Origin of the sequence: Lacticaseibacillus camelliae DSM 22697 = JCM 13995, from assembly GCF_001311195.1 — a bacterium.
In the GTDB taxonomy this organism is placed as follows: domain Bacteria; phylum Bacillota; class Bacilli; order Lactobacillales; family Lactobacillaceae; genus Lacticaseibacillus; species Lacticaseibacillus camelliae.
On the sequence record NZ_BBAJ01000021.1, the window covers coordinates 1 to 13789 of the forward strand.

Consider the following 13789-nt stretch of genomic DNA (forward strand, 5'->3'; position numbering starts at 1 on the left):
CGCTGCGGGCTGGCGGATCGAGCCGCCGGTATCGGTGCCCAGCGCCATCGGGAGCTGGCCTGAGGCAACCGCCGCCGCAGAGCCGCCTGACGAACCGCCTGGCACCTTGGTGTGATCCCAGGCGTTTTTGGTGGTCTTGAAAGCCGAGTTTTCGGTCGACGAACCCATCGCAAACTCGTCCAGATTCAGCTTGCCAGCAATGATGGCGCCAGCCGCCTGGAGCTTTTCGACCACGGTCGCATCGTAAATCGGCACAAAATTACCCAGGATCTTCGAGGCCGCGGTAGTCTTCAAGCCCTTGGTGACGATGTTGTCCTTGATGCCCACCGGCACACCGGCAAAGGGCTTGTCCGCCGCGATGCCCGCGACGTCCTGAGCCGCGGCAGCCTGTTTGGCACCGTCCTCATTCAGGGTCAAAAACGCGTCGATTTCAGGGTCGATCCGCTTGATCTCGGCAAAGGTCTGCTCGGTGAGGTCAGCCGCGGTGAGTTTGCCCGCCTGGAGCTGCTCGTGAAGCTTGGTAATATCCAGATTGAAGTAACTCACGGCTTAATCGTCCTCCTTATCGATGATCGACGGCACTTGAATCAGCGTGCCCTTCTTGGTCGGCACGTTCGAAAGCAGCGCCTTCACGTCGGTGTCGTTCTGCGCCACGTCCTCGCGCATCACATTTTCAAGGTGAATACTCTGGGTGGTCACAGGCACGTCCGTGGTATCGACGGTCTCAAGTTGTGCGACCATGTTCAAGATCTCATCGAGTTGGGCCGTGTACTGCTGCAGCTCGTCTTCCGAAAAGGCCAATTTCGCCAATCCGGCAACATGCGCCACACTGTCTTTTGAAATCATGTTCTCTACCTTCTTCGCTTTTGCTTGGGGATTTAATCACTTTAGTTTACCATACGAACACTGCAGGCCCGCGCGCAGGCCGCATTTTTTCACAAAAACAGCCCAGGTTGCCCTGGACTGCCGCCGCTTAGTAACTATCGAACACGTGGGTCGTGAAGTCCTTCTGTCCGCTGTCGCGTGCCAGGAAGGCCTGCGGACCCGAAGTCGCCTGCACCGTGATTTGAATCTTGACACCGCTTGGCAGATACTTGGACGCCATTGAGCTGACGTACTGCGTGAAGCTTTGAATCTCGGTCAGCCCGTAGAACTGCGTGTTGATGGTGACATTCAGGCCGGCCAGCTGGTTATCCTCGTAGTGCGCCTGCGCCGTGACCCCGGCCAGCGTCGGGAAGAAGTTCTCAACGTTGCTCTGGAAATTATTAAAATCATCCGACACAGTCTGGTTGATCGGCTTCTTGTTGTCGACTGTCGGCAGCACTTCATTCTGCTGATTGACCGGCTTCCAGCTCTGAAGCGAGTCGCCGGACGTGGAGACCACGTAATCAAAGTAGGTCCCGCCGACCAGCGAGTCGCGCGCCGCCAGCTTGTACAGTGCGATCACGATCGGGGTATCTTGCTGACGCCTTTCATCTTGCGGACCCGCGCCACGACCTCTTTGGCCATGCGCCGGCCTTGCTGCGTCATGGCGCGTCGGTGATGTGCGTGGTGTAAGTGGCGCCATACTGCTGCTTTTCGTAGTAATCGTACTCGTTCATCCCCAGCGCGATCGAGACCCCGCCCAGACTCATTGACGAGCCGCTTTGGGTCATGTAGTCCTGCTCCAAAATGGTTTGCAGGTACGTCGGCACGCGCTTGTTGGGGTCAGTGCTGCTGTTACTCTTCGGGTTCAGGCCATCCTGATCCGAGCTAGAGCGGTGCGCCAACCACTTCTTCGTGGTCGCCGTCGAGAGCAGTTGCCCTTCTTCGAACACATACTTAGAGGTGGCAAACTGCTTCTTGGAAATTTCCTGCAGGCCGGCCTCCATGCTCTTGATGTTGAACGCATTGCCGTCCTGCTGATTCTGCGTCAGCTGCAGCCCGCGGGCGCTCGAGGTCTGATAGCGGCCGTCCTTGATGACCCCTTCGTAGGTCCCGGAGTCCGAGGTGCCGGTGGTCGTGTACTTGCTCGTGCTGCTTGAGCCGGTGGTCCCGCTGGTGCCCGAATTAAAGTTCAGGTTGCCGCAGGCCGCAAGCAGCACTGCCGTTGCGACCAATGCCGCAGTCAGAATTTTCTTCATCAACCAATGCCTCACTTATAGTTTCGTCTGTAATTCTTTTTCATCCATCACCGGCACGTTCAGGGTCTGGGCCTTGGTCAATTTCGACCCGGCCTTCTCCCCGGCGACCACCAAATCCGTCCGCTTGGAAACCGACCCTGTGACCTTCGCCCCCAGCGCCTGCAGTTTCGCCGTCAGTTCCGGCCGCGTGAACGCGGCAAAGGAGCCTGTAATCACGACGGTCTTGCCGGAGAAGAAGGAATCCGTTGCCACCGGTGCGCCGCCCTTGTAGGTCAGGTTGACGCCTGCTTCGCGAAAGTCCTCAATCAACGCCTGCGCGGTGTCACGCTGAAAGTACTGCACCACACTTGCCGCGATGGTTGGCCCGATGTTGGCCACGTCGGCGATGGTTGCCTCATCCGCGCCCATCAGCGTCTCGATATCGCCAAAGTGTTCGGCGAGCAAGCGGGCCGCCTTCGCGCCGACGTGGCGAATGCCTAAGCCAAATAGTAGGCGTTCCACGGAGTTCTGCCGACTATTGTCGATGGCCTTTAACAAATTATTAATGGACTTTTCCTTAAATTTATCCAGCGTGCTCAGGTCATCCGCGGTCAAATGGTACAGGTCGGCAACGTCCTTGACCAGCCCCTTGGCCTGCAGTTGCGCGATGATTTTGGGACCGAGGCCGTCGATGTTCATCGCCAGCCGGCTGGCAAAGTGCGTCAGCTGCTCTTGGACCTGCGCCGGACACATCGGGTTGATGCACCGCAGCGCGACCTCACCATCGATGTGGACCAAAGGCTGGCCGCAGGAGGGACACGCGGTCGGGATCACGGCCGGCACCGCACCTTCTGGCCGCTTGCTCAGCACCACGGCTGAAACCTCGGGAATGATGTCGCCGGCCTTATGCAAAAGCACGGTGTCGCCGATACGAATGTCCTTTTCAGCGATCAAGTCCGCGTTGTGCAAAGTGGCGCGAGCAACTGTGGTGCCGGCCAGCGGCACCGGATCCATCACAGCGGTCGGGGTCACGACCCCTGTGCGGCCAATGGTCCAGTCAATGTCTCGGACCACGGTTTCCGCCTGCTCCGGCGGAAACTTGTACGCGATCTCCCAGCGCGGTACCTTGACCGTATTGCCCAGCTCCTGCTGCAAAGCCAGGCTGTTGACCTTGACCACAATGCCGTCAATGCCGTAAGCCAAGCCGTCGCGGTCCGCGGTTTGGTCCGCGATGTAAGTGTCCATCTGCTTTAAATCGCCTGTCGTGATCGAGCTCGGATTGGTGACAAAGCCCAGGTCCTGCATGAACGCGATCGCGTCGTGTTGCGTCGTGACGTTGAAGCGTTCAGGATCGATCAGCGTGTAGATAAACGTCGCCAGCTCACGCGCCTTGGTGACCTTGGGGTCGAGCTGCCGCAAGCTCCCTGCCGCGGCGTTACGCGGGTTGGCAAACGTGGTCAGCCCCTGGGCCTCGCGGGCCGCGTTGAGTTTAGCAAACGCCTTTTTGGGCATGTAGCACTCCCCGCGCACCTCGATGTTCAACGGCTGTTTCAGCTGGTGCGGGATGTCCTTGATGGTCATCACGTTGGCCGTGACGTCCTCGCCGACATTCCCATCGCCGCGCGTCGAGCCCTGCACCAGCTTGCCGTTTTCGTAAACCAAGGAAAGCGATAGCCCGTCGATTTTGAGTTCGACGTTGTAGTCGACCTTTTCCTCGACGCCGCCTTCGAGCCGCTCCGCCCACTCCTGCAGCTCCTCAAGGGAAAAGACATCCCCCATGGACAGCATCGGGATCGGGTGGGGCACCTTGCAAAGTCGGTGTCCACACTGCCGCCAACCGCCTGGCTCGGCGAATCCGGCAGCACTAAATCGGGAAACTTGGCCTCCAAGGCCAGCAGCTTCTGGTAGGCCATGTCGTACTGGTGATCATCGACAGTCGGGGCGTCCTGGTCATAGTACTCGCGGCGCCACTGGTTGAGCTGATCGACCAGCGGCTGAACCGCCGTGGCCGCGTCGCTGTGCGTCATTGCTGCAATGTCCTGCTCTGCCATCTCGCTGCCTCCTGTCTAATCGACGTGCTTGGTGATCGGGGCGAAAGCCGCCAGCAGTCGCTTGACCCCCATGTCCGGAAAGGCGATGTCCAGCTCCTGGTCGTCGCCTTTGCCAGACACTTTGACGATGGTGCCGATGCCCCACTTGCGGTGCTCAGCCTTGTCGCCGACGGTCCAGGTCACCTTGCCGGCCGTGCTGGTCGGCGCCCCGGCATTGTCCACCACCTTGGCCCGCGTGCCTTGCGGGTGCCGCGAGTAGGTTGGCGTCACGGCCCGCGCCGTGCGATTGGCCTCGCGGTCGAACGGATAACTCGACTTTGGCGCCTGCTGCCCAACGGTTTCCAGCAGCTCCGGCTCAATCTCATCGATGAAGCGGCTTTGCGGGTTGTTCTGCCGCTGGCCATACAGCATCCGGGCATAAGCGTTGCTCAGGTACAGCTTCGACTTGGCCCGCGTGATGCCAACGTACGCCAGTCGCCGCTCCTCTTCCATTTCCTTCTCGTCCATGGCTGAGCGCGAAAGCGGGAACAGGCCCTCCTCCATGCCCACCAGGAACACGACTGGAAACTCCAGGCCCTTGGCGGCGTGCAGCGTCATCAGCGTGACCTCCTGGCGTCTTCTTCGACCTCGTCTTGGTCCGACACCAGCGCTAAGTCGGCGATGAAGTCGACAAAAATGTCACTGTTTTCGTCTTCCGGTTCGTAGCGCTCGTCAAACTGCTGGGTGACGGAAAGCAGTTCCTGCAAGTTCTCAATGCGCGTATCCGCCTCGACCGTGCCGGCGTTTTTCAGCGTCGGCAGGTAGCCGGTATCATCCAGAATGGCCTGCATCAGGTCCGTGACCGTGCCCTTGTCCTTTTTGGCCTGAATTTGCTTGATGGTGCTGCCAAATTTGGCCAGTGCGCCGCGCGCCTTGCCCGAAACATCAGACAGCTCGGCGTTTTGCGCCGCTTCCAGCAGCGACCAGCCGTTTTGCGTGGCAAAGGCCTGCAGCTTCTCCATCGACGTGTCCCCGATGCCGCGCTTAGGCTCGTTGACGATCCGGTTGAAGCTCATGTCGTCATCCGGGTTGATCACCAGCCGAAAATAAGCCAACGCGTCCCTAATTTCCTTACGGTCGTAGAACTTGTGACCGCCGACCATCTTGTAGGGAATGTTGCTTTTGACAAAGGCCTCTTCAATCGCGCGGGACTGAGCGTTGGTGCGGTACAGCACGGCAAAATCACCATACTTGCGCTTGCCAACGCGGATGTCCTGCTCAATCGTTTTGATGACAAAATAGGCCTCGTCCAACTCGCTTTGCGCCCGGTAGTAGGTGATCTTGTCACCGGTTTTGTTCTCGGTCCACAGCGTCTTGACCTGACGCTTCTTGTTGTTCTTGATCACATCGTTGGCCGCTTGCAGGATGTTCTTGGTCGAGCGGTAGTTCTGCTCGAGCAGCACGACCTGGGCATCGGGGTAATCCTTCTTGAAGTCCAAAATGTTCTGCATGTTGGCCCCGCGCCAGCCGTAAATGCTCTGGTCGGCATCCCCAACCACGCACAGGTTGCGGTACCCGTCGGCTAACATGTGCACCAGCTGGTACTGGGCCTCATTAGTGTCCTGGTACTCATCAACGTGAATGTACTGGAATTTGTTCTGATAAAACTTCAGCGTCTCCGGATCCTTTTGAAACAGGATGATGGTCTGCATGATCAGGTCGTCAAAATCCAGCGCCTGGTCGGAACGCATGCGCTTCTGGTACTCGGCGTACACGGTCGCGGTCGTCTGCTCAAACGGGGTGCCGGCAGACTTCGCATACTGCTCAGGCGTTTTCAAGTCGTTCTTGGCGTTGGAAATGGCCGCCAGCAGCGCCTTGGGATCGTAGCGCTTGGGGTCGATGTTCAAGTCGGCCAGAATGTGCTTCACCAGCGTTTTCTGCTCGGCCGGGTCGGCGATGGTGAACGCCCGGTTCATGCCCAGCTTCTGAATGTCGCGCCGAAGAATGCGCACGCACAGCGCATGGAAGGTCGAGACCCAGACGTCCTTAGCAAGCTCCGGGTCAAGCATTTTGGCGATGCGCTCCTTCATTTCGCGCGCTGCCTTGTTGGTGAAAGTGATGGCCAGGATGCGCCACGGGTTAATCCCTTTTTCCTCGATCAGGTACGCGACGCGGTGGGTCAAGACGCGGGTCTTGCCCGAGCCGGCGCCGGCCATGATCAAAAGTGGCCCCTCGGTGGCCAGCACCGCCTCGGATTGTTTGTCGTTCATGCCTTTCAGTAGTGCATTCGCCATGATATCGTCCTTCCTGCTATGTCTTTGCTTTTCCCATTGTACCAAAAAATCCGCCCTCAATACAGCGGCGGTAGCACGCGAAAACGGCTTCACAACGGGCTTTAACAGGGTTTAGGCACGCATGGGCCCCAGGCGCGCGACCCGCGAAAATTTTACCGGCGGGCTTTCCTAGTTGCCCTGATCAGTCGCCCAGCACGCCAGGCTTTAGGCTGGTGGCTTTAAACACCTGGTCGAATTCCGCGACCAGCGCAGCGGGGTCGCGCGCCGAGTCTTGCAGGTAAGCGTAAAGCGCGTAAGTGGTGACGGCGTCGTACAAGGCGCCATGGGCGAGCAGGCTCAGGCCCAGGTAATGGCGATAGGTCGTCAGGCTGACTTCGGGGTTGCCCGGCATCGGCCGGACTGCTTGGCCAGCAGCGCCACATCGATCAGGCGGTAGGGCTGCGGATACAGGTTAAACTGGCGGCGCAGGACTGGCAGATCGCCGCCGTGCATGGAAAAGCCCAGCAGACTGTCCGTGCCGATAAAGTCGACAAACTGACGAATTGCTTCATTGGCGGGCAACCCGTACTGCTTCAGCGTGTCTTCGTGGATCCCGGTGACGCGCTGGGAGTACATATTCAAATGCCGCCGGGCCGGCACCTGAACGAAGACGTTGAACGTGTCCACAATGTGGTTGGCCTTGACCTTCACCGCCCCAATTTCGGTGATGAACATGCCTTCCCGCGCATTGCCGCTGGAAAATTCCAAGTCAAACGCCGTGAAGTCGGTCACGGCCGTCTTGCCGTAAAGCACCTCACGCTCGCCGGGGCTTAAGGCCGCCGAGCGCGTGCGGGGGAACTGCCGGTGAACCAGGTTTTGCGCGCGCACGAGGACCTCCTGCTGCTGGCCGACACCGGCCCGGCCGCCTTGGCTGCGCACCCCCACGATGATCGCAGGCATCGGCAAAGTCCCCAGAAACCCGTGCAGCCACGGCTTGGCCAGCTTGGCCTGCGTGACTTTGACACCCGCCTGTTGCGCGGCCTTTAGCGTGCCGCCGGCAACCGGCCCGTACAGGGTCGCGCGGACCGCAGGCGCGTCCTCATCCAGCCGCCACTGGTGCAAAATCGCCTGCAGCGCCAGCAGCTGGTTTTGAATCTGCCGAATATCGCGCCAGCGCGGATAAAGCGTCTTGGGCAGTTGCGTGAGATCCCGCAGCGCCAACACGTAACTGTTCAGGATCCCCCGCAGCAGCCGGTCCGCCGCCTGCCCTGGCTTGGGGCCGCGAGGCTGGATCACTTGCGAAACGAGTGGCATCGGGACGCCTTGCGCAATGGCGCGCGGCCAGAGGCCCTGCAGCGACAGCACCAACGCGCCATCCTCATTCAAACTGCTGGTGATCTGCTCTGGGTCCCCGCCAGCAAAGGCCGCCAGCAGCCGCACGGCAGCGGTCAGCTGCTTTGGCCACAGGTCTTCAGCCAGTGGCTTTTGTACTAGTTGTTTAACTTCCTCGACGTCCATTTGTCCCACTCCATTCGCATTCAGCCTACCGAAAAGCAACTGGCTTTGCAAGCGCTCACGTCACACAAAAACCGCTGACGATCGCCAGCGGCCTTGTGTGAGCCCAAGTGCTCAGCTTCTAGTCGTCACCCAGCCCAATGCGCTCAAAAATCTCATCCACGTGGCGCAGGTGGTAGTGGTAATCAAAGGCGTCATCCAGCGCCGAGGGATCCAGGCGCTGGTGACCTTCGGATCGGCTTCCAGCAGCTGCCGAAAGTCGCGGTGCTCATCCCAGGCCTGCGCGGTCTTAGGCTGGACCAAATCATAGGCCGCTTCACGGCTCATGCCGGTTTCGATCAGCTTCAGCATCACGCGCTGGCTGAAGATCAGACCGTGCGTCTTTTGCATGTTCGCCTTCATCGTTTCCGGGAAGACGTCAAGATTCGTGATGATCCCCGTGAAGCGGTGCAGGATGTAATCAAGCAGCCCGGTGGCATCCGGCAGCATGATCCGCTCAGCCGAGCTGTGCGAAATGTCGCGCTCATGCCACAGCGGAACGTCCTCAAGCGCCGGTGTCGCGTAGCCGCGAATGATGCGCGCCAAGCCGGTGACGTTTTCGGAACTGATTGGGTTGCGCTTGTGTGGCATCGCCGAGCTGCCTTTTTGGCCGGGATTAAAGTGCTCCTCGACCTCATGGACCTCGGTGCGCTGCAGGTGACGGATCTCCAGCGCAAAGCGCTCGATCGACGTCGCAATTAGACCCAAAGTCTGGATGTAGTGCGCGTGCAGGTCGCGCGGCAGGACCTGTGTGGAGATCTCCTGAGCGCGAATGCCCAAGTGCTCGCAGACGTAAGCCTCAACGGCTGGCGGCGTGTTTGCAAACGTCCCGACCGCGCCCGAGATCTTGCCAGCCTCGACATCGGCCGCCGCATCGTCAAAGCGCTTCAGATCGCGCTTGAGTTCGGAGTACCAAGTGGCCAGCACCAGCCCAAACGTGGTGGGCTCGGCGTGGACCCCGTGGGTGCGGCCCATCATCACCGTGTGCTTGAACTCCTTGGCGCGCCGGCCGACGACGTCCATTAACGCGACCAGGTCGGCCCGCAAAATCACGTCCGCCTGCTTCAGCACGGCGCCCTGTGCCGTGTCGACCACGTCGGTGCTGGTCAGGCCGAAGTGCACCCACTTTTTCTCGGGCCCGAGCGACTCCGAAACAGTGCGCGTGAAGGCCACCACATCGTGGCGCGTGACCGCTTCGATTTCGTGAATGCGCTCAACCGTGAAGCTGGCGTTTTTGCGCAAGGCCTTCACATCGGCCGCTGGAATCTCTCCCAGCTGACTCCAGGCTTCAGCAGCCAGAATCTCAACCTCGAGCCAGGCCTGGTAACGATTCTTTTCTGTCCACACGGCGGCCATTTCGGGCCGGCTGTACCGATCGATCATGTTAGTCCTCCTCTGTCAGGTTCAAGTGAAAGTGATCCGTTGCATCCAGCAGTTGGTCAGCCTCGACCAGCGGCTTGTAAATCGTCATCATCCCAATCAGCTCATCGCCACTGGGGTAAAACTCAAATTGCCACTCCGGCTTGATCCGCACTTGGGTCATTGCCGCTGCCGCATCTTCTGCCCGCAGCGGAATCATCACGCCTGGCCGCAGCAACTTTAACTGAGGCAGCGGCCAGCCAAGCAGTGCGCGCATGTGCATCGCCACCGGGCTGAAGCCGGTGGTGCTGGCCAGAACGTGGTTGGTGAGTTGTGGGGCCGGATACAGCCGCTTGACATACAGCGACTGGTTAGGCGTCATGAACAGCTCAATGCCAAACGCGCCGGTGTAGTTCAGGTGCGCGGCAATCAGTTTGGCCACGCGGGTGATCTCTTGGTGCACGGCATCGCCGCCAGTAGCCGGTACGAACGCCGCCTGCAGCTGATGATGCGCGAAGACCGTTTGCACCACCGGCATAACCTTGATGTCGTCCCCGTTTTTGACCACGGTGACCGCGTACTCGGTCGGGTGATCCAGCCACGCCTCAAGAATGTACGGCCGCTGCTGAAGCAACTGCTGAGCGTGGGCAACATCATCGGGACTCGTCAGCCGCAGCTGCTGATCCGCCCCCATGTCCTTTTGAATGGGCTTGAGGATCGCCGGCAGCCCAACTGACTCGATGGCCTTGGCAATGTCACTGGGGCCAACAACTTGAGCGTAAGGCAGTATATTGACGTTGAGATCATCCAGAAATACCATTTCCAAATAGCGGTCCTGCGTGACCGACAAAATGTCGACACCGGAGGGCAGCTGGTGCTTCGTCGTCAGCTGCTGCAAGGCGTTGCCGTCGACGTTTTCGTTGGCAAACGTCACCACCGTGGCCACTTCGGCGAGCCGCGCCAAAGCCGCCGGATCCGTGGCCTTGCCAACCAACGGGATATCCGCCAGCGACAGCGCAATGTCGCTTTCACTGGGGGCAAGGATGATGGTGTTCATCCCCATTGCCTTGGCCGCGCCTGCCATGCTGTAGGCTAACGGGCCACCCCCGATAATGCCGATCCCAGCACCGGTTGAATAAAATCAGTCATGTTTGTCGCCCTTTCGTGCCTGTGCCCCAGCCTGCTCATTCAGGCCGTCAGATTCTGGCAGCTCGGCCGGTGGGGTTTTAGCGTTAAACAACAGATTCAAGCCAACGGCAGAAACGCTCGCCAGCAGAATCCCAGAGGAGAACAACAGCTGCAGGGTCTTCGGCAGGGCCTGAACGATCTGGGGCTGCACGGTCACGCCGAGTCCCAGCCCGATGGAAATCGCGGCGACCAAAAGGTTCTTGTCGTCGTGAAAATCGACCTCCTGCAGCATTCGAATTCCCTGCACGGCCACCATGCCGAACATCACTAGCATGGCCCCGCCCAGCACGGGGTTCGGGATGATCGTGGCCAGCGCCCCGATTTTGGGCAACAGGCCCAGCAGGACCAAGAACATGGCGGAAAACATCACCGGCTTGCGCGTCTTAATGCCCGAAAGCTGCACCAGCCCCACGTTCTGGGAAAACGTGGTATATGGGAAGGTGTTGAAAATGCCGCCCAGCATCACGGCCAGCCCCTCAGCACGGTAGCCTTTTTTCAAATCGGCGCTTTCGATCTTGCGGTCGACCACGTCCCCCAGCGCGAAAAACACCCCGGTCGACTCGACCATGGAGGTCAAGGAGATCAGGATCATCGTTAAAATGGAGCTCCACTCAAAGTGCGGCACCCCGAAGTAAAACGGCGTAGGCACGTGGAACCAACTGGCTTCAATCACCGGCCGAAAAGACACCATGCCCATCAGCCCGCCGAGGACCGAGCCCCCGATCAGGCCAATAAGGATCGCGATTGAACGCACAAACCCCTTGCCCCAGACATTGAACGCTAAAATCAGGAGCACCGTGAACATCCCGACGATCAAATTCGCGCCTGAGCCAAAACTTTTGGCTGCGACGTTGCCGCCGCCCAGGTTCTGAAACGCCACCGGGATTAGTGACAGACCGATTACCGTGATCAAACTGCCAGTCACCAGCGGCGGAAACAGTCGGCGCAGCTTGGCGAACGGCCCGGCGATCAGAAAAACAAAAACGCCGGCCGCAATGATGGCCCCGTACATCGTCTGAATGTCGAATTTCTGCCCAATCATGATGAGTGGCGCCACGGCCTGCACCGCGCACCCTAAGACGACCGGCAACCGAATGCCGAAGAACTTGTTGCCAAATACCTGCAGCGCCGTGGCGATCCCACACATGAAAATGTCGATCGACACCAGGTAGGTCATCTGCTCGCTGGAAAAATGCAGGGCCGACCCAATCAAAATCGGAACCAAGACGGATCCCGAGTACATGGCCAACAGGTGCTGAATGCCCAGTACTGCGGCTTTGGGCGCGGATAACTCAGACTGTTTCATCGCGTCCTCCTAGTCTTCTTTGAAAATCACTTGACCATTTTCAAATGCCGCGATGCGGGCGAGCGCCTCGACGTGAATGTGACGCTGGTCCAGCAGCGCGCGGCCTTTTTGGAAGCTCTTTTCAATGACGACGCCGACCCCTTCCAGGTGCGCCTGGGCCTGGGCGATGATGTCGATTAGGCCTTCGACCGCCTGGCCGTTGGCAAGGAAGTCATCGATGATCAGCACGTGGTCATCTGGGCCGAGGAACTTGGTTGCGATGGCGATCGTGTTGGCCGTCTTCTTCGTAAAGGAATAGACCTCAGCAGTGTAAAGGTGATCCTTCAGCGTCAGGCTCTTGTGCTTGCGCGCAAACACGACCGGCTTGTGAAACGCCATGCCAGCCGCGAGCGCTGGCGCGATGCCGGAGCTTTCGACGGTCAGGATCTTCGTAATCGGGACGTCCTTGAACCGCTGGTAAAACTCGGTGCCAAGCGCTGCCATTAAATCCGGATCGATCTGGTGATTCAAAAAGCTGTCTACCTTAAGGACATCCGCGCCCAATACCTGTCCGTCCTGCCTGATCCGATCCTCTAGTAATTTCACTGCTACTCCCCATCCTTCTTCGCGGTTTGCCGCACTTAGTTGCACAAATTCTAACATAGTTCAGGGTCCTTCACAATTTGCGCCGGGGCGAATGTGTGACTTTTTGCTTGCCTAATTTGCTGACAAAATTACCGTTCGGCCTTGCGGCACAATGAATACGGGATAATCTCGGGTCAGAACGGCCCCTTTAAAAAAATCCCGATAATTCGTCTTTTAGCGAAATTATCGGGAATATTTTGAAAGAGGCACAAGAACTTAGCAAAAACGCGAATCACTGGTCGTATTTGCTCAAATCGTAGGTGTCGATCAGGCGAATCAGCTTATCCGCGTACGTCGGATCCGTGGCGTACCCCGCACGTTGCAAGGCCTTCGCCGCAGCCTGGTAGTCCGTCGCCTGCCGGACGCCGTCATAAAGATGCGGGTTCCACTGAGGGCCGTTGACCAGCAGCTCAGCATGGGCCTTCATCGACGCCTGGTCGCTGGGATACACCCGAAACCGCGCCTCAACCGTCACCCACTTGCCGTCTTGGTACTCCTGAGTCTTGAGCAATTGGGAATGCGCCGGATCATCATCCTTGATGCCAAACAGATTATGGTAGTCCTTCGCAAGGGTGGAAGTCCCCCAGTCCGACTCCAAAATGGCCTGGGCCAGCGTGATACTCGGCAGCACTTGGTACTGCCCCTGCAGCGTCTGGGCGTATGGCGCAAGCCGTTTAATAAACGCGGCGTGCGCATCGGCCTGCGGCGAAGGCGCTGACGGCTTGGGCCGCAAGCTCAGCGTGGCGCCCAAAGCAACAATGATCAATGCGCCGGCCAGCAGCAGCCACAGCGGCCTTGGCAACCCTTTACGGCGTTTGGCCATCAGTCAGACTCACTCGGCGCCGGCAGCTGTTTTTTGGTCCATTCAAGCAGAGTCAGTTGCTTGGTTTCAAGCTTCTGTAGGTCCTTGGCCGGCACAATGAAGTCCAGCAGGTCAACAAGCCCGTGGCTGCCGTAGTCCATGCGAATCTGCAGATGGGCCGCACTGCCGGCCTCGTCTTGCACCTGCTTGACCACCGTTTTGACGCCGGCTTGCCGCAGCCATGCCTGCGCAATCGTGGCTTTAGCCTCCTGGAAGCGCCAGGCCACCCCTTCCTCGCTCGGCGTTGTCGCGTTTAGCACCACGATTTTTTTTGGGCGAGCATCCATTCGTAGTCAGTGAACAGGTACCGCAGGCCATCGCGCTGCTTGGCCGTCAGCGCAGCATCCCCTGACGCCACGGCGGCGATCGGGATGTGCAGCTTGGCAGCCAAAATGGCCTCACCTTTATCCCGGCGGGTCTGCAGCGTCATGGCAGCTAGTTCCAATAACGTTTGATCGTCCATCGTATCACCTCGACTCTATTTTACCAGA

The 13789-nt window shown here is 59.0% G+C and carries 10 protein-coding genes and 4 pseudogenes; all 14 read right to left on the reverse strand.

Features of this window, described 5'->3' with window-relative positions:
* Positions 1-546 (reverse strand): amidase (locus JCM13995_RS05520; protein ID WP_263849577.1); only part of this gene is annotated, 546 nt, incomplete at its 3' end.
* A gap of 3 nt (positions 547-549) precedes the next feature.
* Positions 550-846 carry an Asp-tRNA(Asn)/Glu-tRNA(Gln) amidotransferase subunit GatC gene (gatC, locus tag JCM13995_RS05525; RefSeq protein ID WP_054663381.1) on the reverse strand — a complete coding sequence of 99 codons (297 nt, stop codon included), beginning with the start codon at positions 844-846 and terminating at the stop codon, positions 550-552.
* Between the two features lie 127 nt (positions 847-973).
* A pseudogene (locus JCM13995_RS05530) lies at positions 974-2123 on the reverse strand (CamS family sex pheromone protein).
* Between the two features lie 15 nt (positions 2124-2138).
* A pseudogene (ligA, locus tag JCM13995_RS05535) lies at positions 2139-4153 on the reverse strand (NAD-dependent DNA ligase LigA).
* Positions 4154-4168: 15 nt separating this feature from the next.
* Positions 4169-6426: pseudogene (pcrA, locus tag JCM13995_RS05540) on the reverse strand (DNA helicase PcrA).
* Positions 6427-6607: 181 nt separating this feature from the next.
* Positions 6608-6817: a hypothetical protein gene (locus tag JCM13995_RS05545; RefSeq protein ID WP_054663383.1), complete on the reverse strand. Its 210-nt coding sequence runs from the start codon at positions 6815-6817 to the stop codon at positions 6608-6610.
* Complete coding sequence (locus JCM13995_RS05550; protein ID WP_054663386.1) at positions 6790-7923, reverse strand: 3'-5' exonuclease; 1134 nt, start codon at positions 7921-7923, stop codon at positions 6790-6792. Before JCM13995_RS05550 ends, JCM13995_RS05545 begins: the two co-directional genes overlap by 28 nt.
* 118 nt (positions 7924-8041) lie before the next feature.
* Positions 8042-9342: pseudogene (gene purB, locus JCM13995_RS05555) on the reverse strand (adenylosuccinate lyase).
* A gap of 1 nt (position 9343) precedes the next feature.
* On the reverse strand, positions 9344-10438 hold the full coding sequence (locus tag JCM13995_RS05560; RefSeq protein WP_054663389.1) for an ATP-grasp domain-containing protein: 1095 nt from the start codon (positions 10436-10438) through the stop codon (positions 9344-9346).
* A 21-nt stretch (positions 10439-10459) separates the two neighbouring features.
* Positions 10460-11812: a nucleobase:cation symporter-2 family protein gene (locus JCM13995_RS05565; protein WP_054663392.1), complete on the reverse strand. Its 1353-nt coding sequence runs from the start codon at positions 11810-11812 to the stop codon at positions 10460-10462.
* A 9-nt stretch (positions 11813-11821) separates the two neighbouring features.
* Complete coding sequence (locus JCM13995_RS05570) at positions 11822-12397, reverse strand: xanthine phosphoribosyltransferase (protein ID WP_054663395.1); 576 nt, start codon at positions 12395-12397, stop codon at positions 11822-11824.
* Positions 12398-12668: 271 nt separating this feature from the next.
* The gene (locus JCM13995_RS05575) at positions 12669-13259 is read right to left on the reverse strand and encodes a glycoside hydrolase family 73 protein (protein WP_054663398.1); all 591 of its coding nucleotides are present in this window, start codon (positions 13257-13259) and stop codon (positions 12669-12671) included.
* Positions 13259-13558 carry a hypothetical protein gene (locus JCM13995_RS05580; RefSeq protein ID WP_156314342.1) on the reverse strand — a complete coding sequence of 100 codons (300 nt, stop codon included), beginning with the start codon at positions 13556-13558 and terminating at the stop codon, positions 13259-13261. Before JCM13995_RS05580 ends, JCM13995_RS05575 begins: the two co-directional genes overlap by 1 nt.
* Positions 13552-13761 carry a hypothetical protein gene (locus JCM13995_RS05585; protein ID WP_054663404.1) on the reverse strand — a complete coding sequence of 70 codons (210 nt, stop codon included), beginning with the start codon at positions 13759-13761 and terminating at the stop codon, positions 13552-13554. Before JCM13995_RS05585 ends, JCM13995_RS05580 begins: the two co-directional genes overlap by 7 nt.
* Between the last annotated feature and the right edge of the window lie 28 nt (positions 13762-13789).